Source organism: Phenylobacterium sp., assembly GCF_035539035.1.
In the GTDB taxonomy this organism is placed as follows: domain Bacteria; phylum Pseudomonadota; class Alphaproteobacteria; order Caulobacterales; family Caulobacteraceae; genus Phenylobacterium.
Genome location: NZ_DATLJI010000016.1, coordinates 972,406 through 994,721 on the forward strand (window position 1 = coordinate 972,406; position 22,316 = coordinate 994,721).

General features: G+C 71.4%; 26 protein-coding genes and 1 pseudogene. 8 read left to right on the plus strand and 19 right to left on the minus strand.

Annotated elements, in window-relative coordinates; translation table 11 throughout:
• Nucleotides 1-8 precede the first annotated feature (8 nt).
• From VM685_RS18640 to VM685_RS18655, 4 genes are all read left to right on the plus strand, one after another.
• On the plus strand, nt 9-1,304 hold the full coding sequence (locus tag VM685_RS18640; protein ID WP_325461677.1) for a M20/M25/M40 family metallo-hydrolase: 1,296 nt from the start codon (nt 9-11) through the stop codon (nt 1,302-1,304).
• Between the two features lie 5 nt (nt 1,305-1,309).
• Nucleotides 1,310-2,740 carry a S41 family peptidase gene (locus VM685_RS18645; protein WP_325461678.1) on the plus strand — a complete coding sequence of 477 codons (1,431 nt, stop codon included), beginning with the start codon at nt 1,310-1,312 and terminating at the stop codon, nt 2,738-2,740.
• A complete protein-coding gene (locus VM685_RS18650; protein WP_325461679.1) occupies nt 2,737-3,942 on the plus strand; it encodes a TIGR03862 family flavoprotein in 1,206 nt (401 codons plus the stop codon). The genes VM685_RS18645 and VM685_RS18650 overlap by 4 nt, the downstream gene beginning before the upstream one ends.
• A gap of 179 nt (nt 3,943-4,121) precedes the next feature.
• A complete protein-coding gene (locus VM685_RS18655; RefSeq protein ID WP_325461680.1) occupies nt 4,122-4,733 on the plus strand; it encodes a calcium-binding protein in 612 nt (203 codons plus the stop codon).
• On the opposite strand, the gene VM685_RS18660 is transcribed toward VM685_RS18655, so the two are convergent.
• The gene (locus VM685_RS18660) at nt 4,730-5,611 is read right to left on the minus strand and encodes a TauD/TfdA dioxygenase family protein (RefSeq protein WP_325461681.1); all 882 of its coding nucleotides are present in this window, start codon (nt 5,609-5,611) and stop codon (nt 4,730-4,732) included. The genes VM685_RS18655 and VM685_RS18660 overlap by 4 nt on opposite strands.
• A gap of 155 nt (nt 5,612-5,766) precedes the next feature.
• Between VM685_RS18660 and VM685_RS18665 the strand changes: the two genes are divergently transcribed.
• Complete coding sequence (locus VM685_RS18665) at nt 5,767-6,597, plus strand: phytanoyl-CoA dioxygenase family protein (protein ID WP_325461682.1); 831 nt, start codon at nt 5,767-5,769, stop codon at nt 6,595-6,597.
• Here VM685_RS18665 and VM685_RS18670 read toward each other — a convergent pair.
• From VM685_RS18670 to fliQ, 13 genes and pseudogenes are all read right to left on the minus strand, one after another.
• The gene (locus VM685_RS18670) at nt 6,594-6,827 is read right to left on the minus strand and encodes a hypothetical protein (protein ID WP_325461683.1); all 234 of its coding nucleotides are present in this window, start codon (nt 6,825-6,827) and stop codon (nt 6,594-6,596) included. The genes VM685_RS18665 and VM685_RS18670 overlap by 4 nt on opposite strands.
• Before the next feature lie 76 nt (nt 6,828-6,903).
• Nucleotides 6,904-7,119 (minus strand): annotated as a pseudogene (gene infA, locus VM685_RS18675) (translation initiation factor IF-1); the annotation flags it as partial.
• Nucleotides 7,120-7,158: 39 nt separating this feature from the next.
• Complete coding sequence (locus VM685_RS18680; RefSeq protein WP_325461685.1) at nt 7,159-7,518, minus strand: DUF6481 family protein; 360 nt, start codon at nt 7,516-7,518, stop codon at nt 7,159-7,161.
• An 8-nt stretch (nt 7,519-7,526) separates the two neighbouring features.
• The gene (locus tag VM685_RS18685) at nt 7,527-7,727 is read right to left on the minus strand and encodes a hypothetical protein (RefSeq protein WP_325461686.1); all 201 of its coding nucleotides are present in this window, start codon (nt 7,725-7,727) and stop codon (nt 7,527-7,529) included.
• Between the two features lie 234 nt (nt 7,728-7,961).
• Nucleotides 7,962-8,699 carry a dienelactone hydrolase family protein gene (locus tag VM685_RS18690; RefSeq protein WP_325461687.1) on the minus strand — a complete coding sequence of 246 codons (738 nt, stop codon included), beginning with the start codon at nt 8,697-8,699 and terminating at the stop codon, nt 7,962-7,964.
• A 9-nt stretch (nt 8,700-8,708) separates the two neighbouring features.
• Nucleotides 8,709-9,527: an SDR family NAD(P)-dependent oxidoreductase gene (locus VM685_RS18695; RefSeq protein ID WP_325461688.1), complete on the minus strand. Its 819-nt coding sequence runs from the start codon at nt 9,525-9,527 to the stop codon at nt 8,709-8,711.
• A 99-nt stretch (nt 9,528-9,626) separates the two neighbouring features.
• Entirely contained in the window at nt 9,627-9,836 is a 210-nt protein-coding gene (locus VM685_RS18700) for a hypothetical protein (RefSeq protein WP_325461689.1), read from the minus strand.
• Nucleotides 9,833-10,753, minus strand: coding sequence for a DUF5996 family protein (locus VM685_RS18705; protein ID WP_325461690.1), 921 nt, complete (start codon nt 10,751-10,753; stop codon nt 9,833-9,835). The genes VM685_RS18700 and VM685_RS18705 overlap by 4 nt, the downstream gene beginning before the upstream one ends.
• Entirely contained in the window at nt 10,750-11,808 is a 1,059-nt protein-coding gene (locus VM685_RS18710; RefSeq protein WP_325461691.1) for a glycosyltransferase family 9 protein, read from the minus strand. The genes VM685_RS18705 and VM685_RS18710 overlap by 4 nt, the downstream gene beginning before the upstream one ends.
• Nucleotides 11,809-11,877: 69 nt before the next feature.
• On the minus strand, nt 11,878-13,941 hold the full coding sequence (gene cckA / locus VM685_RS18715) for a cell cycle histidine kinase CckA (RefSeq protein ID WP_325462045.1): 2,064 nt from the start codon (nt 13,939-13,941) through the stop codon (nt 11,878-11,880).
• Nucleotides 13,942-14,047: 106 nt separating this feature from the next.
• Nucleotides 14,048-15,136 carry a flagellar biosynthesis protein FlhB gene (gene flhB, locus VM685_RS18720; RefSeq protein WP_325461692.1) on the minus strand — a complete coding sequence of 363 codons (1,089 nt, stop codon included), beginning with the start codon at nt 15,134-15,136 and terminating at the stop codon, nt 14,048-14,050.
• 3 nt (nt 15,137-15,139) lie between these two features.
• A complete protein-coding gene (fliR, locus tag VM685_RS18725) occupies nt 15,140-15,898 on the minus strand; it encodes a flagellar biosynthetic protein FliR (protein WP_325461693.1) in 759 nt (252 codons plus the stop codon).
• 27 nt (nt 15,899-15,925) lie between these two features.
• Nucleotides 15,926-16,189 (minus strand): flagellar biosynthesis protein FliQ, encoded by a 264-nt coding sequence (gene fliQ / locus VM685_RS18730; RefSeq protein WP_325461694.1) that lies wholly within the window; start codon nt 16,187-16,189, stop codon nt 15,926-15,928.
• Between the two features lie 155 nt (nt 16,190-16,344).
• Here fliQ and VM685_RS18735 point away from each other — a divergent pair, with 155 nt between their 5' ends.
• Entirely contained in the window at nt 16,345-17,100 is a 756-nt protein-coding gene (locus tag VM685_RS18735; protein ID WP_325461695.1) for a hypothetical protein, read from the plus strand.
• A 3-nt stretch (nt 17,101-17,103) separates the two neighbouring features.
• Nucleotides 17,104-18,090 (plus strand): alpha/beta hydrolase, encoded by a 987-nt coding sequence (locus tag VM685_RS18740; protein ID WP_325461696.1) that lies wholly within the window; start codon nt 17,104-17,106, stop codon nt 18,088-18,090.
• Here VM685_RS18740 and VM685_RS18745 read toward each other — a convergent pair.
• Nucleotides 18,087-19,637, minus strand: coding sequence for a glycine betaine ABC transporter substrate-binding protein (locus VM685_RS18745; protein WP_325461697.1), 1,551 nt, complete (start codon nt 19,635-19,637; stop codon nt 18,087-18,089). The two genes, VM685_RS18740 and VM685_RS18745, sit on opposite strands and share 4 nt — an antisense overlap.
• Nucleotides 19,634-20,401, minus strand: a complete 768-nt coding sequence (locus tag VM685_RS18750; protein WP_325461698.1) for an ATP-binding cassette domain-containing protein — start codon at nt 20,399-20,401, stop codon at nt 19,634-19,636. Before VM685_RS18750 ends, VM685_RS18745 begins: the two co-directional genes overlap by 4 nt.
• Before the next feature lie 66 nt (nt 20,402-20,467).
• Here VM685_RS18750 and VM685_RS18755 point away from each other — a divergent pair, with 66 nt between their 5' ends.
• Complete coding sequence (locus VM685_RS18755; protein WP_325461699.1) at nt 20,468-20,983, plus strand: superoxide dismutase family protein; 516 nt, start codon at nt 20,468-20,470, stop codon at nt 20,981-20,983.
• 88 nt (nt 20,984-21,071) lie between these two features.
• Here VM685_RS18755 and fliE read toward each other — a convergent pair whose 3' ends face one another.
• The 3 genes from fliE to flgB are packed head-to-tail and all read right to left on the minus strand — an operon-like array spanning nt 21,072 to nt 22,248.
• Nucleotides 21,072-21,386, minus strand: a complete 315-nt coding sequence (fliE, locus tag VM685_RS18760) for a flagellar hook-basal body complex protein FliE (RefSeq protein ID WP_325461700.1) — start codon at nt 21,384-21,386, stop codon at nt 21,072-21,074.
• Between the two features lie 11 nt (nt 21,387-21,397).
• Nucleotides 21,398-21,817 (minus strand): flagellar basal body rod protein FlgC, encoded by a 420-nt coding sequence (gene flgC / locus VM685_RS18765; protein WP_325461701.1) that lies wholly within the window; start codon nt 21,815-21,817, stop codon nt 21,398-21,400.
• Nucleotides 21,818-21,831: 14 nt separating this feature from the next.
• The gene (flgB, locus tag VM685_RS18770; protein ID WP_325462046.1) at nt 21,832-22,248 is read right to left on the minus strand and encodes a flagellar basal body rod protein FlgB; all 417 of its coding nucleotides are present in this window, start codon (nt 22,246-22,248) and stop codon (nt 21,832-21,834) included.
• Nucleotides 22,249-22,316 lie beyond the last annotated feature (68 nt).

The following is a 22,316-nucleotide window of genomic DNA, read 5'->3' on the forward strand; positions in this document are numbered from 1 at the left end:
CCCGACCGATGTTCTCCGCGCCGCGTCCCGTGCTCGCCGCCGCCGTCCTCGCCCTGACCTTCTCCAGCGGCGCGGTGGCGCAGGGGCGTGGCGGGCCCGAGCAGACCGTCCAGCGGCTGGTCGCCAGCGCGCCCTTCAAGGCGGCCGTGGCGACGCTCGACCGGACCCACGACCAGACGGTGGCCGACACTATCGCGCTGACGGAGATTCCCGCCCCGCCCTTCAAGGAGGAGGCGCGCGCCAAGGCCTACATGGAGATGCTGAAGGCGCACGGCCTGACGGACGTGGAGATGGACGCGGAGGGCAATGTCATGGGCCTGCGCCGCGGCACGGGCCCGGCCGGCGGCAAGGTGGTCGTGCTGGCCGCGCACCTGGACACCGTCTTCCCCGAAGGCACGCCGATCAAGGTGCGGCGCGACGGGACCAAGCTGCACGCCCCGGGCGTCGGCGACGACACCCACTCGCTGGCCGTGCTGCTGGCCTATGTCCGCGCGCTGGACGCGGCGAAGATCAGGACAAAGAGCGACATCCTGTTCGTCGGCAACGTCGGCGAGGAGGGCCCGGGCGACTTGCGCGGGGTCCGCCACCTCTTCACCAAGGGCAAGTACAAGGACCGCATCAGGGCCTTCTTCTCCATGGACGGGACCTCGGCCGAGCGGGTGACCTACGGCGCCGTCGGCTCTCGGCGCTACCGCGTGACCTTCAAGGGGCCGGGCGGCCACAGCTACGGGGCCTATGGGGTCGTGAACCCTATGGCCGCCATGGGGACCACCGTGGTCGAGATGAACAAGATCACCACGCCCGCCAAGCCGAAGACCACCTATGCGACCAGCGTGGTGGGCGGCGGCACGAGCGTGAACTCCATCCCCGACGCCATCTGGCTGGAGGTGGACATGCGCTCGGAGAGCAAGGAGGAGCTGGCCAAGCTCGACGCCCGCTTCCTGGAGATTGTGAAGGGCGCCGTCGCGGCCGAGAACAAGGCCCGCAACACCCGCTTCGGCGAGGTCAGCGCGGACGTGAAGCTGATCGGCGACCGGCCGACGGGCGCCACCCGCGAGGACGCAGAGATCGTGCGGGCGACCACCGCGGCGGTGAAGGCGGCCGGCTACACGCCGATCCTGGGCGCCAGCTCCACGGATTCCAACATGCCCATCAGCCTGGGCATCCCGGCAGTGACCATCGGCTCCGGCGGCACGGGCGGCCGGGCGCACGCCGTGGACGAATGGATCGACGTGGAGAAGACCCAGTCGGTGCGCGGCCAGGCGGTGGGCCTCGCGGCCGTACTGGCCATGGCGGGGGTCTAGGCCAGGTGCGCCTGCGGGGGGCCCTGATCGCCGCGGCCCTGCTCCTGAGTGGCGGGACGGCGGCCGCGGCCCAGCCGGCGACCTTCGATCCGGCGCCGTGGGTGGCGGATCTGGACCAGCTCCGCGACGCCATGACAGCGCGCTACCCGAACCTGGAATGGGCGGCGGCGCGGGGGATGGACCTACCTGCCGCCTACAGCCGGGCCAGGGCGCGGCTCGGCCGGGCGCGCAACGACTATGAGGCGCGCCGGGCGCTGGACCGGTTCGTGGAAGGCTTCCGCGACGGTCACCTGGAGCTGCGCTGGCCCCGCCCTGCGGCGTCCCAGGGGCAGGCTCCGGCCGAACCCGCGCTCTGTGAACGGCTCGACTACTTCGATCCGGACACGCCGGGGATCGCGCCTCAGCTTCCGGGCTTCCGCAGGGTGGGCGCCGCCGACGCCCTGTTCACGGCAGGTGTCGTGGAGAGCGCGGGTCGCCGGGTGGGCGTGCTGCAGGTTCCGCTGTTCAGCTACCAGGGCCTGCCGGCGCTCTGCGACCGGCTGATCGCGCAGGCGCGGCTGACGCCGCAGAGCCCGTGCGACGACGCCTGCCGCGCGCGGTTGCAGACGCTCGCCGAGGGAGCCTTCGTGCAGGGCCTCCGCGAGCAGCTGGAGGCCGTCGCCGCCGAGCGGCCGGACGTGCTGCTGGTGGACGTGGCCGGCAACGGCGGCGGAGACGACAGCTCGGTGGTGCTGGCGAAGCTGGTGACCGACAGGCCGGTGCGCCGGCCGCCGGCGGGGCTGATCCGCGCCGAGGCCACCGCGAAGGAGCTCGCCGACCGGCTGGCGGAGGCGGAGACGGGTCTGCGCCGCAGCCGCGGGGCCGAGCGGTCGGCGCTGGCGCGCTTCGCCGCCGCGCTGCAGGCCGCCCAGGCGGAGGCGCGCGTCCCCTGCGACCGCGGCCCGCTCTGGCGCGGCGAGCCGATCGCCTGCACGGCGATCGTCATGGAGCCGGTCTACGAGGGTCCCCTGCCCGGTCCCGGCGCCCCGCGGCCGGACTGGGTCAGCGTGGCCGCGCCCCAGGCACGGTTCCCGGCTGTGGAGCCGGTCTGGCGCGGGCCGCTGCTGGTGCTGGTGGACGAGGGGTCCGGCTCGTCCAGCGAGCTGTTCGCCGCCATGTTGCAGGACGCCGGCGCCGCGGTGATCGTCGGCGCTCACACCGGCGGAGCCGGCTGCGGGCACATGACCTCGGCGGGGCCGGTCAGGCTCAGGAACAGCGGCGCACAGGTCACCATGCCTGACTGCCTCAGGCTGAGGGCCGACGGAACGAACGAGGTGGCCGGCGTGGACCCGGACGCGCCAGTCGGTTTCCTTGCGGGCGACACCCAGCGGCGCCGCGTGGAGTTGCTGGCCGCCGCCCTGCCCCATGCGGTCGCGGCGGCGGCGGGGCGGCGATGAACAGCGTCGCGGTCATCGGCGCGGGGCCCGCGGGGCTGATGGCGGCCGAGGTGCTCGCGCAGGCAGGCTGCCGTGTCACGGTCTACGAGAAGATGCCGTCGGCGAGCCGCAAGCTGCTGATGGCCGGCCGCGGCGGGTTGAACCTGACCCATTCGGAGGACTTCGAAGCCTTCGTCCGGCGCTATGGCGCGGCCGCGGCCCGGCTGCGCCCGATGATCGAAGCCTTCCCGCCTTCGGCCCTGACCGCCTGGGCCGAGGGGCTGGACCAGCCGACCTTCGTGGGCTCGTCGGGGCGGGTGTTCCCCCGGGCGCTGAAGGCCTCGCCGCTGCTGCGCGCCTGGCTCGGCCGGCTGGCCGCGTTGGGCGTGGGTCTTCGCACCCGGTGGGAATGGCTGGGCTGGGACGCCGGCGGCGCCCTGCGGTTCCGCACGCCCGACGGGGAGACGACGGTCAGGGCGGACGCCACCGTCCTGGCGCTGGGCGGGGCAAGCTGGCCAAGGCTGGGCTCCGACGGCGCCTGGGCCGGGCGGTTCGAGGGGGCGGTGACGCCGTTCCGGCCGTCGAACGTCGGCTTCGACGTGGCCTGGAGCCCGATCTTCCGCGACCGCTTCGAGGGCCAGCCGCTGAAGAACGTGGGCCTCGACTTCGAGGGCCAGGTCGCGCGGGGCGACGGGGTGGTCACCCGCTACGGGCTGGAGGGGGGCGCGGTCTACGCGCTCTCCGCCCCGATCCGCGACGCCATCGAGGCCCACGGCGCCGCGGTGGTGACGGTGGACCTGCGGCCCGATCAGACGGTCGGCAGGCTCACCCAGAATCTGCTGCGGCCGCGCAAGGGCGAGAGCCTGGCCAACCAGCTGCGCAAGGCGCTGAATCTGTCGCCGCTGGAGGTGAACCTGCTGCGCGAGACGGCCGGCAAGGACCTGCCGGCGGAGCCCGCGGCGCTCGCCCGGCTGATCAAGGCCGCGCCGCTGCGGCTGACCGGCGTGCAGCCGATCGCCCGGGCGATCTCCACGGCCGGCGGGCTGAAGCTGGAGGCGGTCGACGACCAGCTGATGCTGAAATCCCACCCGGGCGTGTTCGCGGCCGGGGAGATGCTGGACTGGGAGGCGCCGACCGGCGGCTACCTGCTGCAGGCGAGCTTCGCGAGCGGCGTCGCGGCGGCGAAGGGGGCGCTGGCCTGGCTCGCCGCGCCCGAGGTCTGAACACCCGCCCGGACACGACAGCCTCGCCGAACAAGCGCCCGCAGATCGTTTTGAACAACGCGTAGGTCTTCGTGTCAGGATCGCGGCGCGAATACCTAATTTACGCCACAATCGACTGTGGAACGAAGCGTCACCGGTAGAAGTTGAGCCCTCCAGAACCTGCAGAGCAGAGGGCGGACATGGCTCGGATCGACGGCACCAACGGCGCGGACGACGTCCACGGCACCAGCAACAACGACACGTTTTATATGAGGGACGGCAACGACAAGGCCGACGGCTGGGCCGGCGCCGACGTCATGAACGGCGGCGCCGGGCACGACACGCTGAACGGCGGGGACGGCAACGACAAGCTGTTCGGCGACGGGGGTCAGGACCTGCTGCGGGGCGGCGCAGGCCGCGACACCCTGGTCGGCGGCGCGGGTCCCGATCAGCTCTATGGCGGCGCGGGCGACGACCGGTTCCAGTTCAACTCGGTCACCATCGACGACGTCGCCGGCGGCGAGGCCGTCGACAACATCTACGACTTCACCCACTACAGCGACAAGATCGACGTCTCGGCCATCGACGCGAACCACAACGTCGCGGGCGACCAGGCCTTCCGCTTCCTCGGCGACGGCTCCTTCACCGGCCGCGCCGGCGAGATCAGCTACTACCGCTTTGATGCCAACGGGGCCGAGCCCGGCGGCGTGTTCACGGTGCTCGAGTTCGACGTGGATGGCGACCGGCAAAGCGACATGACGGTCTCGCTGGTGGGCAGCTACACCATGATCGGCAGCGACTTCATCCTCTAGCCCGCCCGGGCCAGCTCCACCTCGCGCGCCTGCTCGGCCATGGCCGGCCAGGGATCGACGGTGACACGGCGCATGTGGCGGCGCTGGCCGGGATAGTCGTTCAGGGCGAAGTGCCAGACCGAGCGGTTGTCCCAGAAGGCCACCGAGCCCGCCGCCCAGGTGAAGCGGCAGGTGAAGCCCTCGTAGCGGCAGTGGTTGAACAGGTAGTCGAGGAGGGCCTTGGACTCCGAGGTCTTCCAGCCATCGATCCTGAGCGTGAAGGCGGGGTTCACATAGAGCGCCTTGCGGCCCGTCTCGGGATGGGTGAGCACCACCGGGTGGACGTACTCGCCCACGTAGCCATCGGCCTCGGCCACGCTCATGCCCTTGCGCTTCTGGGCGGAGTGGCCCTGGGCCGAGTATTCGCGGCTGGCCGAATGGACGGCGCTCAGGGTCTCGAGCGTCGCCTTCAGGCCCGGCGACAAGGCGTCGTAGGCGGCCGCCTGGCTGGCGAACAGGGTGTCGCCGCCGAACTCCGGCACCTGGACGGCGTAGAGAATCGAGCCGATCGCCGGCGTCTGCAGGAAGCTCATGTCGGAGTGCCAGCCGCCGCCGAAGTTGATCCGGTCCTCCGGCTCCTTGACGATCTCCATGACCTCCGGGTGATCGGCCATGCCGGCCACATAGGGGTGGATGTTCAGCGGGCCGAAGCGGGCGCCGAAGGCTGTCTGGCGGGCGGGCGTCAGATCCTGGTCGCGGAAGAAGATCACTTGGTGCTCGACCAAGGCCCGGCGGATGGCGGCGATGGTCTCGTCGGGCAGGTCCTGGGAGAGATCGACGCCGGAGATTTCCGCGCCGAGGGCGCCGGCCAGGCGGCGGATCTTCAGGGGCTGGGCCATGGGGCGTCCTCCGTTCTCGGCGAACCATCCCCCTCGTCCCGGCCCGAGGCAAGCCGAGCGCTTCTGGCAGGCCTTTCAGCGCCGCTGGCGGCGCCGTGCAACCGTTGGCTTCCGCGGCGGCGACCAGGGTAGAAGGAACCGGGAGGAATTCGGCCATGGATGTCGCCACCCAGAGTTTCGACGCGGGCGCGCATGCAGAGCGGATCGCCGCGCAGGGCTACACCGTCATCGAGGAGTTCCTTGACGCCGCCACCGTGGCGGCCGTGCGCGAGGCCCTCGCGCCCTACCTCGGCAGCCACCACGGCCGCAACGACTTCGAGGGCTTCCGCACCGAGCGGGTCTACACGCTCGTGGCGCGCGGCAGGGTGTTCGAGGACCTGACCGAGGAGCCGCGGCTGATGGCGCTGCTCGGCCGGTTCCTGCAGCCGGGCTTCCTGCTCACCGCCAGCCAGGCGATCTGCATCCATCCGGGCGAGACGGCGCAGGACATCCATGTGGACGATGGCTTCTACCGTGTTCCGCGGCCGCGGCCGGCGATCAGCTACACCGTCATAGTCGCGGTGGACGACTTCACCGCGGAGAACGGCGGCACCGAGATCGTCCCCGGCAGCCATCTGTGGACCCAGGCCGACATCGAGGCGCGGCGCGACGAGCTGGAAGGGCTGGTGACGCCGATGGTGATCCCCTCGGGGGCGGCTGTGGTGTTCGCCGGGACCCTGCTGCACCGGGGCGGGGCGAACCGCAGCGCGCGGCCGAGGCTGGCCTTCACCAACCAGTACTGCGAGCCGTGGGCGCGGACGCAGGAGAACTTCTATCTGGGAATCCCGCGCGAGCAGCTGGCGGCGATGTCGCCCCGGCTGAAGCAGCTCCTGGGCTACGACATCTGGGCGCCATTCATGGGCCAGGTCACCGGCTCGCACCCGGCCAAGGCCCTGGAGCCCGGCTGGGTCCCGCCGGTGGTCCAGCAGCGGCGCCGCGAGGCCTAGAAGGGGACGACGTCCCCGCCGCCGCCGCCTGAGGTCGGCCCCGGGTCGAGGCGCGCCAGGTAGGCCGAGCCTTCCGGGGTGATGTCCCAGCCCTGGCGGCTGCGGCTGGCGAAGCCGAGCTCCGTCAGCCGCTGGGCGTCGCCGATGTTGAGGAAGGCGGTCACGGAGCCCGCCTGCTTCTGGGCGAGGTTGCGCAGGCAGCGCACCTCCGCCTCGGTCAGGTCCGCCATGCCCCGCGCCTTCCGGCCGTCAGCGCCGGCGGTACTGCGGACGCGGCGCGCCCGAGCCCACCCGCGCGCCCTCGGGCTTGTGGCGGTAGGTGATCCGCCCGCGATCCATGTCGTAGGGGGTCATCTCGACCGTCACCCGGTCGCCGACCATGGAGCGGATGCGGTTCTTCTTCATCTTGCCGGCCGTGTAGGCCAGGATCTCGTGATCGTTCTCGAGGCGCACGCGGAAGCGGCCCTCGGGCAGGAGTTCGGTGATCTGGCCGTCGAATTCGACGAGCTCTTCCTTCGCCAAGCGGAATCCTTTCGTGCTTGAGGATGGCCTGTGCGGCCGTTACTTGCGGGCCTTGCGGGCGGCGTAGCGGGCGTCCCGCTTGGCCTTGGCCTCGGCCTTGGTCAGCGCCTTGCGCTCCTTGCGCTCGCCGCGCTTGGCGTCGAGGGCGGCGGCGGCGACGGCCTCGTCGGCCTCACGCGCGGCGACGACGGCGTCCTCGGCGGCCTGCTTGCGCGCGGCGCGGGCGTCGGCGCGGTCGAGGCGCACACGGGTCAGCTCGGCGGCGCGCTGCGCGGCCCGTTCGGCGATCTGCGGATCGGTGACGGTGGGCTTGGGCTGGAACTTGGCCAGGAGCGCCTTGCGGGCGTCGGCCTGGGCTTGCAGGCGGTCGTTGAAACCGTCTCGGAGGGCGTTTCTCATTCGATCCTTTAGGAGGTCGCCGCGCCCAGGAAGACGCGGCCGTTGCGGGCGCGACGCTCTTCCGCCTCGGCCAGATCGGCCCAGACGGCGGCGGCGCGCTCGTGCTGTTCTCGGATGCGGTCGAGGCCGCAGCCCTGGGCCGCCTGGGCGGACGCCTCGGCGCGGGCCCGGTATTCGACCGCGCGGATTTCTGACTTCTGCGTCGTCATTCGCCCTCCGAGTTCTCTTGAGCCCGATCAGGCCAGGAGATCAATTTTCGGACAGGGTCGGACGGGGCGCCCGGAACCGAAGTCTACGACCAGGTCCAGATTGCCGAGAGATCCAGATCACGATTTGATCTCGGTGATATGGAGATGATCGCCTCGAAAATCAAGGTGATATCTGGATTAACGACGGTAAAGCCAGCGCTCTTCTAGCGCCAGCCACATGAAATCATGGGGAAATCAGCCGAGGTTGCGACGCCACAGGGCGAACAGCCGTTCCCAGTGGCGTTCGGCGGACGGCTTGTCGTAGGCCGCCCGCTGCGGGAAGGCGAAGCCGTGCTCGACGCCGGGATAGAGCTCCACCTCCGCCCGGGCGCGGCCCTGCTTCACCGAGGCGTCGAGGGCCTCGACCATCTCCAGCGGCGCCCAGCGATCGGTTTCGGCGCAGGCGAAATAGAGCTCGGCCCGCGCCTTCTGGGCGACGAGGTGCGGGCTGTCGTCCTGGTCGGTGACCAGCTGGACCCCGTAGATCGAGGCCGCCGCCCCCACCCGCTCCCGATTCCGCGCCGCGTAGTTGATCGCGTACTGGCCGCTCATGCAGTAGCCCAGGGTGGCGATCGGCCCCTTGCCCGCAGCGAGGTCGCGGTCGGCGAAGTCCAGCAGGGCGTCGGCGTCATCCATGACCCCCGGGATCGTCAGCGAGCCCATCAGGTCGAACATCCGCGCCCGCGCCGCCTCCTCCGGCAGCGGCGGGAGGTCGGCCAGCTCCATGACGCCGCGCCGGTAGTAGAGGTTGGGCAGCATGACGTAGTAGCCCACCGTGGCGATGCGGCGGGCCATGTCGCGCAGCTCTTCGCGGATCGCCGGGGCGTCCATGAAGAACAGGACGACCGGATGCGGCCCCTCCCGCTCCGGATGGACGATGAAGGTGGTCGTCGCCCCATCCTTGGTGGGGATCTCGATCGTCTGCTCGATCATGGGCGTCTCTCAGACCAGCTCGGCGGGCTGGATGCTGAGCTCCTTCAGGAAGGGCTCCGCGTAGTCGATGCGGCCGGTCATGGTCTTCGGGTCGCCCGAGGCCAGGCGGTAGACCGCCTCGGCGATGTACTCGATCGGCTGGACGCGGTCCCGGGTGGCCTCGTTGATCAGGCCGTGGACGGCCACGCCGGGCGTGTCCACCAGGCCGGGGGAGACCACGTTGACGGCGATGTTGTCGTCATAGACCTCGGAGGCCAGCCCCGTGGTAAACCGCTCCAGGGCCGCCTTGCACATGCCGTAGACCGTGCCGCCGCGGCCGCGCGCGAAGGGCAGCTTCGGATGCAGGCCGGCCGGCGAGGAGATGTTGACGATCCAGCCCTGCCTCCGCTCCCGCATCGATGGCAGCACGAGCTGTGAGAGGTGGAACGGCGCCCAGACCTGGACCTCCATCATCAGCTTGAAGCGCTTCTCCGGGAAGGTCTCCACGGGGATGAAAAAGGTGACGGCGGCGTTGTTCACCAGGATGTCCACCGGGCCGTAGGCCTCCACGGCCTCGCGCACCAGGCGTTCGCGGTCCTCTTCCGAGGAGAGGTCGGCGCGGATGAAGGTCGCCTCGCCGCCGGCGGCGCGGATCCGGTCGACGGTGGCGTGCAGGGTGCCGGGCAGCTTGCTCTCGCCGGTCTCGGCCGTGCGGGCCGAGCAGACGACGCGGGCGCCCTCCATGGCGAGCCGGGCGGCGATGGCCTCGCCGATGCCGCGGCTGGCGCCGGTGACGATGGCGTTGCGGCCCTTGAGCGAGCCATTGGGATTGATGCGAGCCTCACCCATCACGTTCCTCCGAAATGTCTTTGGTTCTAATCCGCAGACGCTCGCGCCTTGCGGGCCGCGATGCAAGGCGCCTGGAGGAAAGGGGAGCGGCCGAAACGGCTAGCGCTTCGGCGCGCCGACCTTGCGGACCACCAGTTCGTCCACCTCCAGGCGGCGGACGCGGAGGCGGCCGATCGTCATGCGGCCGACCGCCAGGCGTCCGATGGCCAGCGCGCCCAGGGCCAACGCGCCCAGGGCCGCGGCGCCCAGGGCCCCGGCGCCGAAGGCTGCGGCGGGCGGACGGCGGCGGACGGGGACGGGTTCGCTCATGGGGACCTCCGGTCCAGCTCGGCGCGCGGCCAGCCGCCGAGGTCGGCGGCGGCTTCGTAGGCGCACTGGAAGAAGTTGAGGATGGCGAAGTCCGGCGCGCGCGACAGACGCGCGGCCTCGTAGGGCAGGACGAACTCGCCGAGCGCCGCGTCGTAGGTCGACAGGCGGGTCAGGTGGGCGTCGCGGAAGCCCCGCGGCTCCGGATAGGCATAGGCGTAGAACACCGGCTCCTGCCCCGGGCCGCCGGGCCAGAAGCCGCAGCTCGACACCTCGTGGGAGTAGGCTTCGAGGCTTACCGAGGCCGGGAGGATCGCCGAGCCGGGATGCGGCGGGGCCCGACGGCCGGAGAAGCGGGTCACCGCCAGGTCGAAGCTGCCCCAGAAGAAGTGCACCGGGCTCGACTTGCCGATGAAACGGCCGCGGAAGACCTTCATCACCCGGTCGGCCTGCACGAGCACGCGCCAGAAGCGCTGCACGGCCTCGGCGTCATAGGCGCGATGCGCGCGGTCCCGCTCGAACGGAACCGGGTCGGGCAGCTCGCACGGCGTGGTCCAGATGCGGACGCGGACGCCCAGGCGCTCCAGCGCCGCCATCAGCGCCGCGTGGAACTCGGCGACCGTCATGGGCCGCAGGTCCAGGCGCTCGCGTGCGCCGTCGCTGCAGGTGATGTCGAGCCGGTGGTCGAGGAAGTTGAATTCGATCTCGAAGCTGCGGCCGCGGTCCGGGATCGCCGAGGTGGTGAGGCCGCGGGGGCTCACATAGAGCGGCACGTGCCACCAGTGGTTCACCGGCGGGGTGAGCGCCATGCGCACCTTTCCCACCACCTGGGTCCACAGGTGCAGGGTCGCGGCGGTCTCGGCCCAGGCGTCGTAAGGCAGGGGCGGCCAGTCCTTGCGGAGCTGCGCCGAGAGGCTCATCCGCGGGAGTCCAGGGCGCGGCGGACGTCGGCCAGGACGCTCGCCCAGTCGCCCGGAGCCGGTTGGCGGAACAGGCGGACGGTCGGATACCAGGGGCTGTCCGAGCGTCCCCGCAGCCAGCGCCAGTCGGCGTCGTGGGCCAGCAGCACCCAGCACGGCTTGCCCATGGCGCCGGCCAGGTGCGCCACGGAGGTGCAGACGCTGATCACCAGCTCCAGCCCGTCGATGATCCGGGCGGTCTCCTCCATGTCGCGCGAGCCGGTGTCGTCCGGGTGCAGGTTGCGGACCCCCGGCCACGAGAGCAGCTCGCGGGCGGCCGAGGCGTCGAGCGAGCGCATCAGGTCCTTGGGCTGGGCCGGGTTGCCGCGGGTCGCGACACCGATCCCCCGGCCGCCCGCGGCCCCCGGCAGGTAGGGGGCGGGCGGTATGGTCTCGAGAGTCGCGCCGAGGCGCAGCGGCAGGGAGCCGGACATCACCCAGGCGTCGTGGCGCGGCACGGCGATCTTGCCCTCGACGGGCAGCAGCTCCACGCCGAGCGGGGCGAAGAGGCGGGTGAGCGCCGGATCGCAGGCCAGGGTGACGCGGACTCCGCAGTCCTTCAGCAGCCGCGCGTATCGGGCGAACTGGATCTGGTCGCCCAGGCCCTGCTCGCGCCAGATCAGCAGCGAGTCCACCGGCTCGCCCCGCCACTCCGGGAAGGACAGGCGCGGCTTGGGATGGGCGCCCGGCCGGGCGAAGCGGGCCTCGAACAGCGGCCAGCCCTCGGCGTAGCGGCCCTCCCGGAGCAGCATGCAGCCGAAGTTCAGCTGGGCCACCGGATCGTCCGGCGCGGAACGCAGGGCGGCCCGGTAGACGGCCTCGGCGTCGGCGACCCGGCCCTGCTGCTCGAGCAGGAGGGCGAGGTTGCGGAACGCCTCGGGCGCGGGAAAGACGGCGAGGATCGCGCGGTAGAGCCTCTCGGCCTCCGCCGGTTCGCCGGCCTGCGTCGCCTCCACCGCGCGGCTGAAGGCGGCGGAGACGGAGAGCGGACGGGCGCGGACGGACAGGTCTGACACGGGCGGAGGTCTTGTCGCGGGTGCTTGCCCGAGTCTTGGAGCCGCGCCCGCGCCAAGGCAAGTGCGGCGTCAGGCCGCTTTCTGCAGCTCCTGCTTCACGCGCTCGGCCAGGGTCTTGATGTCGATCGGCTTGGGCAGGAAGGAGACGTTGGTCTCGCCCTCCAGCAGGTCCGAGAACTCGCTCTCTGCATAGCCCGAGATGAACATCACGGGCGCCGCGCCCAGGTAGCCGCGCGCCTGCTTGAGCAGGTCCGGACCCTGCATGCCGGGCATGACCACGTCGGAGATCATCAGGTCGATCTGGCCCGCATGCTCCTCGCAGAGCTCGAGGGCCTCCTCGCCGGAAGCCGCCTCGATGACCTCGTAGCCGCGGGCCCGGAGCAGCTTGGCGGCGACGCCCCGCACCGCGTCCTCGTCCTCGACGAACAGGATCCGGCCGGCGCCGGAGAGGTCGCGGGCCACCGGCCGCTTGGGCTGCACGGGCTGGACCGGCGGCGAGACCGCCGAGGGCACGTGGACCGGCAGGAAGATGCGGAAGGCCGCGCCTTCCCCCGGGCGGGAGTCGATGCTGATCCAGCCGTCCGACTGCTTGACGATGCCGTAGACGGTGGCAAGGCCGAGGCCCGTCCCCTCGCCCACCGGCTTGGTCGTGAAGAAGGGCTCGAAGATCTTCTCCATGATCTCGGGCGCGATGCCGGGACCGTCGTCGGAGACCTCGATCAGCGCCTGGTCGCCCTGCGCGCCGGGATAACCCATCTGCTGGGCCTGTTCCTGGCTCAGGCGCGCGGTGCGGATCGTCACCTGGCCGCCGCCATGGGCGCGCACGGCGTCCCGGGCGTTGACCGCCAGGTTCATCACCGCGGTCTCGAGCTGGCCCCGGTCGGCCTTCACCTGCGGCAGGTTTCGGCCGTAGTCGGTGACGAGCTTGACGTCCTCGTAGAGCACCCGGCGCAGCAGGACCTCGAACTCGCTGATCAGTTCGCCGAGGTCGAGGACTTCGCGCTGGACCGTCTGCTTGCGGGAGAAGGCCAGCAGCTTGCGCACGAGGTCGGCGGCGCGGGTCGAGGTCTGGCGGATCTCGTTCAGGCCCTCGTAGGAGGGATCGCCCACCGGGTGGCGCGAGGCCAGCACGTCGAGCTGCATGAAGATGGCGGTGAGCAGGTTGTTGAAGTCGTGGGCCACGCCGCCCGCCAGCTGGCCGATGGCCTGCATCTTCTGGCTCTGGGCGAGCTGCAGCTCGATCTGCTTCTGCTCGGAGACATCGACGAGGTAGGCCACCCATCGGCCATCCGACTTCGACAGGTACAGGTGGGCGATGCGGGCCGCGTCGTGCGCCAGCCGCACCTCCAGGGCGCCCACATGGCCGCCGGCCGCCAGCCGCTGGGCGGCGTCGGCGCGGGAGGCGGGCTCGATCAGCTCGCCGAACGCCTGGCCGACCTCGCCGCCGCCGGCGACGGCCTTCAGGGCCGGGTTGCCCTCCAGGATCTTCGCCTCGAACGGATCCTTGCCCTCCAGCAGGGCCGCGCCGAACGGCGAGGCGGCGGCGAAGGCGTCCAGCACCTTGGGCGGCGGGCTCCGGGCGGTGGAGACGGCGTTGATCACCTCCAGCGCGGCCGCGGGCAGCGCCAGGGTCTGGCCATGGCCGGCGAGGCGGACCAGGAAGCGGCGGGCGCCGAGCGGGGAGACCAGGGCCTCGTGCTCGGTCCCATTGGTGCGGATCGATGCGCGCCCGGTCTCGCCCCGGCGCGCGGCGCCCAGGGCGGCGAACAGGCTGGCCGCCGAGGAGCCGGTCTTCGGCAGACGGTTTGCGCCGCCCAGCACCTTCTTCCAGGCGGCGTTGGCGGCCTGCACCCGGCCGTCGGGCGCGGCGATGGCGGCGGGCTCGGTCAGGGCCTCGATGAGTTTGTCGGCCCCGGGCTCGCTCTCGCTGACCGGCTCGGGCTGGCCGCGCAGGACGAAGAGGCCGAGCGTGGCGACACCGGCCAGGCCGATGAGCAGCAGGAGGCCGGCGAGCGTCGCCGGTCCGGCGTTCAGCGCGGGCGCGGCCGCGAAGCCCACGGCCAGCAGGAAGAACACCACGGCTGCGGCGGTGAGCGGGTCGAACCCGCGGCGCTTGGCTTTCGGCTCGGCCATGGCGCGCGACGTGGTCTCCGGGTGGTGGGCGGCGAGCCCTATCGAATCACTCATACGCATTCTCTCACAGCACCCGGATTGTCACAGGGCCGGCTCAACTTCCGGTTCACAGGGGCCTCGCCCTTCGCTCCGGCTTGCGGCCGGCGTTCAGGATGAAGCCGATGATCTTGGCCACCGCCTCGTAGTGGGCAGGCGGGATCATCTCCTCGACCTCGACCGCGGCGTAGAGGGCGCGGGCCAGGGGCGGGTCCTCGATCACCGGCACGCCGGCCTCCTCGGCGATGGCGCGGATCTTCAGGGCGAGCGTGTCCAGGCCCTTGGCCACGCAGAGCGGGGCCTCGTCCTCGCCCTGCTCGTACTTCAGCGCCACCGCGTAGTGGGTCGGGTTCATGACCACCACGGTGGCGTTCGGCACGGCCTGCATCATCCGCTGGCGAGCGCGCGTCATGCGCATCTGCTTCTGCTTCGCCTTCACGTGGGGGTCGCCTTCGGACTGCTTGTAGTCCTCCTTCAGCTCCTCCTTGGTCATCCGCATGCGGGCCATGAAGCGCTGCTTCTGCCAGAACCAGTCGGCCCCGGAGACCACCAGCAGCAGCCCCGCCACCGCGAACACCAGCCGCTTCAGGATGTCGGCCATCAGCGGCAGCATCAGCACGGGGTCGAGGGTGGCCAGGCGGGTGATGGCCGACAGGTGCGGCTTGAGGATCCACCAGGCCAACAGGGCCACGGCGATGATCTTCACCACCGACTTGGCGAACTGCATCAGGCCGTCGATGCCGAAGATCCGCTTGAAGCCCGCCATGGGCGAGACCTTCTGGAAGTCCATCTTCAGCTTGTCGGGCGTGAACATCAGCCCGGTCTGGACCAGGTGCCCGGCGGACCCGGCGAAGGCGGCCGCGACGATCACCGAGATGATCAGGGGGGCGGAGGCGGTCAGCGCCTGGCGGGCCACCTGGGCGGCGGCCTGGCCGGTGATGTCGATGCCGTCGGGGTCGGCGATGTAGGGCAGCATGGCGGCGGCCAGGTTGCGGCACATCCAGCCGCCCGAGATCGCCAGCACCGCGGCGGCGGCCAGGAACGAGAGGAACTGCGGCAGGTCCGGGGTCTTGGCGACGTCGCCCTTGGCCCGCGCCTGCTCTAGCTTTCGCGGGGTAGGTTCTTCTGTCTTCGATGCGCCGTCGTTCTCCTCGGCCACGGGCTAGGCTCCGAAGCGCGAGAGGAGATCGCGGTAACGATCGGTCCAGACGACGCCGATCACGCCCAGGCTGAGGGCGAAGATCGACAGCCCCATCAGCACCATCAGGGGCGAGGCGACGAAGAAGATCTGGAACTGCGGCATCACCCGGCCGACGAGGCCCGTGGCGATGTTGAAGATCAGCGAGAAGACCACCACGGGCGCGGCGAGCTGCAGGCCGAGCGCGAACGAGGCGCCGACGGTTTGGATCGCCAGCTGGCCGGCGTCGGCGACCATCACCGGCTTGGTGAAGGGGAACAGCTGGTAGGACTTCACGATCGCGCTGATGAACAGGTGGTGCAGGCCGGTGGTCATGATCAGCACGATGCCGATCAGCCCCAGGAAGGTGCCGAGCGTGGTGGACGGCTGGGCCTGGGCGGGGTTGGCGGTCTGCGAGAAGGCGAGGGTCGTCTGGATCGAGATGATCTCGCCGGCCGCGGCCAGCGATAGCATGAAGAGCCGCAGGATGCCGCCGATCAGGAGGCCGATCATGATCTCCTTGATCACCGCCCCGGCCACGCCGCTCACGGCGTCCGGCACCGGCGGCACGCTGCCGCCGAGCACCGGGAACAGCAGGAGCGCCATGACGAAGGCCAGCGCCATGCGCACCCGCGGCGGGATGAACCCTTCCCCGATGCCGGGGATCAGCATGACGATGGCCGCCAGGCGCGAGAAGACGAGGCCGGCGGCGTAGACCTGCTGGGCTGTGGCGTAGGCTTCCATGGGCGGGCCCTGCCCTGCCCCTTTCCGCTACATCGCCGAGATGCGGGCGGCGATCTGGCGCATGAAGCCGCTCATCAGCGCGCCCATCAGCGGCAGGAAGACGAGCAGGGACACGAAGATGGCCACGATCTTCGGCGCATAGACGAGGGTGGCTTCCTGGATCTGGGTGAGCGCCTGGAAGAGGCCCACGCCCACGCCCACCACCAGGCCCACGATGAGGACCGGCGCGCACAGCTGGATGGTGAGCCAGATGGCGTCGCGCCCGACGTCCAGAACCTCGGCGCCGTTCATGGTGTCCTCACGGAAAAGCTTACGGAATCGGCCGCTGGCCGGGTCTCCGACACCTTCGTCCGGCATGGTTAACGGAAGGCTAAATGGTTAACGAAAGGACTCGCGCCCAGCGTGCCGCCGTGTAGCCTGCAGCCTCCGGATGATCGGGGGATCGCATGGAAGACTGGGAAAAGCTGGCCACCGCCATCATCGCCGTGGGGGCGCTGGGCACGGCGGCGTTCGGCGTCGTGGAGGCCTTCGGCAAGGCGCTGGTGATCCGCCGCTGGGGCCTGCCCTTCGTGGGCTTCGGCTGCGTGAGCGTGCTGCTCAAGGCCTACGGGCCCGCCCTGCGGTTTACCTACGGCGACAGCTACGAGCAGATCGTGGCCCAGCAGTACCGCGACGGGCGCGCCGCGGGCCGCGCCCCGGAGACCATCCGCAACGGTGTGCGCCTGGCGCTGCCGATGATGGACTTCGACTCCGCCGTCGCCATCGTGGAACAGGCCTGGGGGCTCGGGCGCCAGGCGGCCATGGACCTCGTGAAGGCCCTGCAGGCCGAGCACACGGGCGCCAGGATCACGCCCGCTCAGGCAGCCGACGCGGCCGTGATGGCCGGCCGGTTCGGCGTGGCGCTCGACAGCCGGATCGGGGCCGCCTTCACCCTGGCCGAGGAGCGCTACCAGGCGACCGCGCGGTGGCTGGCCGGCGCGGCGGCGCTCATCCTGTCGATCCTCTTCAACCTCGGCATGCGCGGCGTCGCCTGCGAGGGGCTGGCCTGCAGGGTGGGCGAGACCGGCGGCTACTCGTGGATCACCGCCCTGCTGATCGGGGCTACGGCGGTGCCCCTGGCGCCGGTCGCCAAGGACCTCTCCAGCGCGCTCACCGAGGCCCTGCGCGCCTGGAAGCAGGTCGGCGCGGCGACGCGGGGCTGAGGCGTGTACGTCCTGTCCTTCCGCGACCTGTCCGGCCGCCACGCCCAGGGCATCACCGCGGGCGAGCTCCTGGAATTCCCAACGGTCGGCAAGACCACCGACTGGCGGCGGCCGGAATCGCTGCGCGACCGGTTCCTGGCGGGCGAGGCGCGCCGGGTGGACTGGGGCGCCGTGCCCGGCGTCTTCGCCGACAAGCGGGTCTGCTTCATCGTCCACGGCTTCAACGTCGACCGCGACCACGGCTACGCCGGCTACGGGGCCATGGCGCAGGAGCTGCTGGGCCTGGGGCCGGCGCTGAACCTCCCGCCGGTGACCGGCGCCGACCTGGTGATCCCGATCCTGTGGCCCGGCGACTGGTACCTGCCGGCGATCAACTACCCCTTCGAGATGGGCGACGTGCGCGAGACCGGGCGGCGGTTCGGCGCCTTCCTGCGCGGGCCGGCCGCGCAGGCCGAGAGCTTCGCCTTCGTCAGCCACAGCCTGGGCGCGCGGGTGGTGCTGGAGACCATCACCCAGGCGGTGCTGTCCGGGCCGCCGCCGCAGGCCACCTTCGAGCTGGCCATCCTCTCGGCGCCCGCCGCCGACCAGGACGAGCTGGACAACCCGCGCTACCACGCCGGGGTCGAGGTCCTGGAGCGGATCATGGTGGTCAGCTCCCCGGACGACGAGGTGCTGGGCTTCGCCTATCCGGCCGGCAACATCATCGAGGCGGCGCTCTGGCGTGGCGAGAGGGCGCGGGCCCGCGCGCTCGGCCGCCACGGCCCCAGGGCGCTGAAGCCCGACTCCGCGGCCCGCGAGAAGCTCCGCTGGTTCCAGATCGCCGAGGGGCCGAAGGACCCCTGCCTGCACGGCGACTACTTCCCCGCCCCGTGGGCCGGGGCGACCAGGGCCTGGAACCGCCAGCGGAAGGCGTTCGGCCGGTTCCTGCACCAGGCGCTCGGGCCGGGCTTCAGGCCCGCCTGGCCGCCGGAGCGGGACCTGCCGCGCTAGCGCGCGAGCGTGGCCTCAAGGGCCCGGGCGGCCTCCGCGGGGCTCGCCTTGCGGTCGTCGCGGTCGACGCTGTAGTTGGCGGCGCGCATGGCCTCCACCGAGATCGCGCCGACCAGCGGACGCAGGGCGGCCAGCAGTCGGGCGTCGCCCGCACGCTTCGGGGAGACCAGGATCACGGCGTCGTAGGGCGGGATGGCCCCCTTCGGGTCGGCGAGCACCACGAGGCGGTCGGCGGCGATCCGGCCGTCGGAAGAGAAGGCGCTGATCACGTCGGCCTCGCCCCCCGCCAGCGCGCGGTACATGAAGGTGGGCTGGTAGGAGCGTTCGGCCCGGAAGCTGAAGCCGTAGGCGTCGTCCACCGCCTTCCATTCCGGGCGGGACAGGAACTCGAGGTCCGACCCAAGCGTCAGGCTGGGCGCCTGCCGGGCGAGGTCGGCCAGGGAGGCGATGCCGAGAGCCTCCGCCCGGTCCCGGCGCATGGCGAAGGCGTAGGCGTTCTCGAAGCCCAGAGAACCCAGCACGAGGACGCCGTCGCGGCGCGCAAGCTCCGTGGTGAGCTGGTCCAGCACGGCCTGGCGGCCGGGGTTGTCGGTGCGGCCCAGCACGTTCGTCCAGAGCGTGCCGGAGTAGTCCACGTAGACATCGAGCTCGCCCGCCGCGAGGGCCGAATAGGCGATCGAGGAGCCGAGGTTGTCCCGCCGGCTCACCTCCGCCCCCGCGCGCTCCAGCCGGTCCGCCATCAGCTCGGCCAGGATGTACTGCTCGGAGAAGTTCTTGGCCCCCACCACATAGGCCGCGGGCCGGCCGAAGCTCATCAGCGGGGCGAGCGCCAGGGCGATCCCGGCCACCAGCCCCGCGAGACCGAACAGCACCAGGAGGCGGCTGCGCCTGCGGGCGGCGGCTTCCAGCAGGCCGAGGAGCTGGTCGGCCGCCAGCGCCAGGCCCGCGGAGGCGGCGCAGCCGAACAGGACGAACACCCAGTTCTCGGTCTGGAGCCCTGCGAAGATGTAATTGCCGAGGCTGGTCTGCCCCACCGGCGTCGAGAGCGTGGCCGCGCCGATCGTCCAGACCGCGGCGGTGCGCACCCCGGCCATGATGACCGGGGCGGCGAGCGGCAGCTCCACCTGCAGGAGCTTCTGGCGCGAGGTCATGCCGACGCCGTCGGCGGCCTGGCGGACAGCGGGATCGACGCCGAGGATGCCGGCCGCGCCGTTCCTGAGGATCGGCAGCATGGAATAGAGGGTCAGCGCCAGCAGAGAGGGTAAGAAGCCCAGCGCCGAGAAGCCCCGGCCGAACACCGCGGCGCTCAGCGAGGAGAGCGCCAGCAGCAGCGGGTAGAAGAGCGCCAGCAGCGCCAGGCTCGGGATGGTCTGGACGAGGCTGGCCAGCGCCAGGACCGGCCAGCGCAGGCGTGGGCTGCGCGCCGCCCCGATGGCCAGTGGCAGGCTGATCGCCAGGCCCAGGACCAGTGCGCTCGCCGACAGCAGCACGTGCCAGGCGAGGTATTCCGGCAGGAGGGCGAAGGCCTGAGCTACCTGGCCGCTCATGGCGCGAGCCTCGCGGCCAGCCGTTCGGCCTGGCGTTTCGGCGCCTCCAGTAGGGCGCGGACGTCCGGGTCGGTCGCGTGCGCCAGGAGGTCGGCGGGGGCCCCGTCGGCGGCGATGCGGCCGTCCTTCAGCACCACGATGCGATCGGCGAGCAGCACCGCCTCGGCCATGTCGTGGGTGACCATCACGGTGGCCAGCCCCAGCCGGTCGTGGAGGGCGCGGACGTCGGCGCCCAGCGCGTCGCGGGTCAGCGGGTCCAGCGCCCCGAACGGCTCGTCCATCAGGAGGATCGCGGGCTCGGCGGCCAGCGCCCGGGCGACGCCCACCCGCTGGCGCTGGCCGCCGGACAGCGCATCCGGCGTGCGGCGGGCCATGTCCCCGGGCAGGGCGACGAGGTCGAGGAGCTCGGCCACGCGGCTCTCGATGCGGGCGCGGTCCCAGCCCAGCAGGCGCGGCGTAACGGCGATGTTCTCGGCGACGGTCAGGTGCGGGAATAGGCCCACCTCCTGGAAGACGTAACCGATCCGGCGGCGCAGCAGGTGCGGCGCGATCGCCGCGGCGTCCTCCCCCTCCACCCGCACACGGCCGGCGTCCGGCGCGACCAGGCGGTTGATGGTCTTGAGCAGGGTCGTCTTGCCCGAGCCGGAACCGCCGACCAGGGCCGCGAATTCCCCCTGCTGCACGGAAAGGGTGACGCTGCTGAGCGCCTCGGCGGCGCCATAGCGCTTGCCCACGTCCAGAAGCTCGATCACCGGCGCCGCCATGGCTAAGGCCTAGCATGTGCTGGTAGGAACCGCCCTCCCCCTGTGACGCGCAAGGAGAAGACCATCATGACCGCCAAGCTCCCCCTCGCCGCCGCCGCCGCCGCGGCCCTTCTCCTGGGGACCGCCGTCCAGGCGCAGGACAAGCCCCAGCCCACCACCGCGGTGCTGAAGAACGGCGCCGGCGAGACCATCGGCAAGGTGACGCTGACCGCCGCCCCCAAGGGCGTGCTGATGCGCGTGGAGGCCAAGGGGCTGACGCCCGGCTGGCACGGCCTGCACTTCCACGAGAAGGCCGACTGCTCGAAGAGCGACTTCACCTCGGCAGGGGGCCACACGCACGGCGGTGGCGACCGGGTGCACGGCCTGCTGAATCCGAAGGCCAATGAGACCGGAGACCTGCCGAACCTCTATGCGGACGCCCACGGCATCGGGATGGCGGAGGTGTTCTCCAGCCTGACCACCTTGGACAAGCTGAAGGACGCCGACGGCTCGGCCGTGCTGATCCACGCCGGCCCCGACGACCACACGACCCAGCCGATCGGCGGCGCGGGCGCGCGGGTGGCGTGCGCGGCGGTGAAGTGACCGCGCAGCGGGTCATCCCGGCGAAGGCGGGATCCATTCTGAGCCTCAGCTTGGATCCCCGCTTGCGCGGGGATGAGTCGCTAAGCGCTCAAATCGGCATCCGCATGATTTCCTGGTAGGCGCTGATCACCTGGTCGCGGACGGCCATCACCGTCTCCAGGCTCGCCTCGGCGGCGGAGATGGCGGTGACCACGTCCACGAGTTCGGCGCGGCCGGCGACCTGGGCCGCCATCTGCGTCTCGGCGTACTTGGAGGCCGAGATGGCGTCGGTCATGGCCGACTTCAGCAGGTCGGCGAAGCCGCCCCCGACGCCGGCCACGTCGCCGCCGCCCATGCCCGGGTCGATGCCGGCGGTCTTCTGGGTGGCCGCATAGGCCTTGGCGGCGGCAAGGGCGTTGATCACGGCCTAGGCTCCTACTTCTTCAGGAGGTCGAGGGTGCGCATCTCCATGGCGCGCGCCGTCTCGATGACGTTGAGGTTGGCCTCGTAGGCCCGCTGCGCCTCCTTCATGTCGAGAGCCTCGACCATGGTGTCCACGTTGGGCAGCTTGATGTAACCGGCGGCGTCGGCGCCGGGCGCGCCCGGGTCGTACTCCGTCTTGAACGGCTTCTGGTCGGGCTGCACGCCGGTCATCCGCACGCCCTGGGCGCCGGCCACCTTGGTGGGCTCGAACACCGGCGCCTGGCGCCGGTACGGATCGCCGCCGGCCACCCGCGAGGTGGAGTTGGCGTTGGCCAGGTTCTCGGCGATGACCCGCATGCGCGCCTGCTGGGCGCGCATGGCCGAGGCGGCGACCGCCTGGGCCACGCCGGCGAGGGATCTGGGATCGGCCATCGTCTACTCCCGACTCAGCGGCCCGGGGCCCTTGCGGCCATCCGGAGCAGGTTCATGGACTTCTGGTAGAAGCCGATGGCGGCGTCGTAGCTCATCCGCGACTCGCTCATCTTCAGCATTTCCTCCTCGAGCGACACGGCGTTGCCGTCGAGGGTGGTCTCGGTGACCTCGGCCTTTGTCGTCTTGACGCCGGCCGCCGCCCCGCGCTTCGCGCTCGGCGAGACCATGTGGCCGGCGTGCGTCACCGCCTGCACGCCGGCGGTCCGGGTCGCCTGCATCTCGGCGTGGAAGGCGAAGGGCTTGAGGTCCTTGGGCGCGAATCCCGGGGTGTCGGAATTGGCCACGTTCTGGGCGATCAGCTTCTGCCGTTCCGACAGGTAACCCATGCGGCTGCGCAGCAGCGAGAACAGCGGGATATCGGCCAGATCCATGCCGAACATGGTGAATAAACAGGGTTAATCACCGATTAAGGGATTCAGCCCCGAATGCCGCTCAGAAC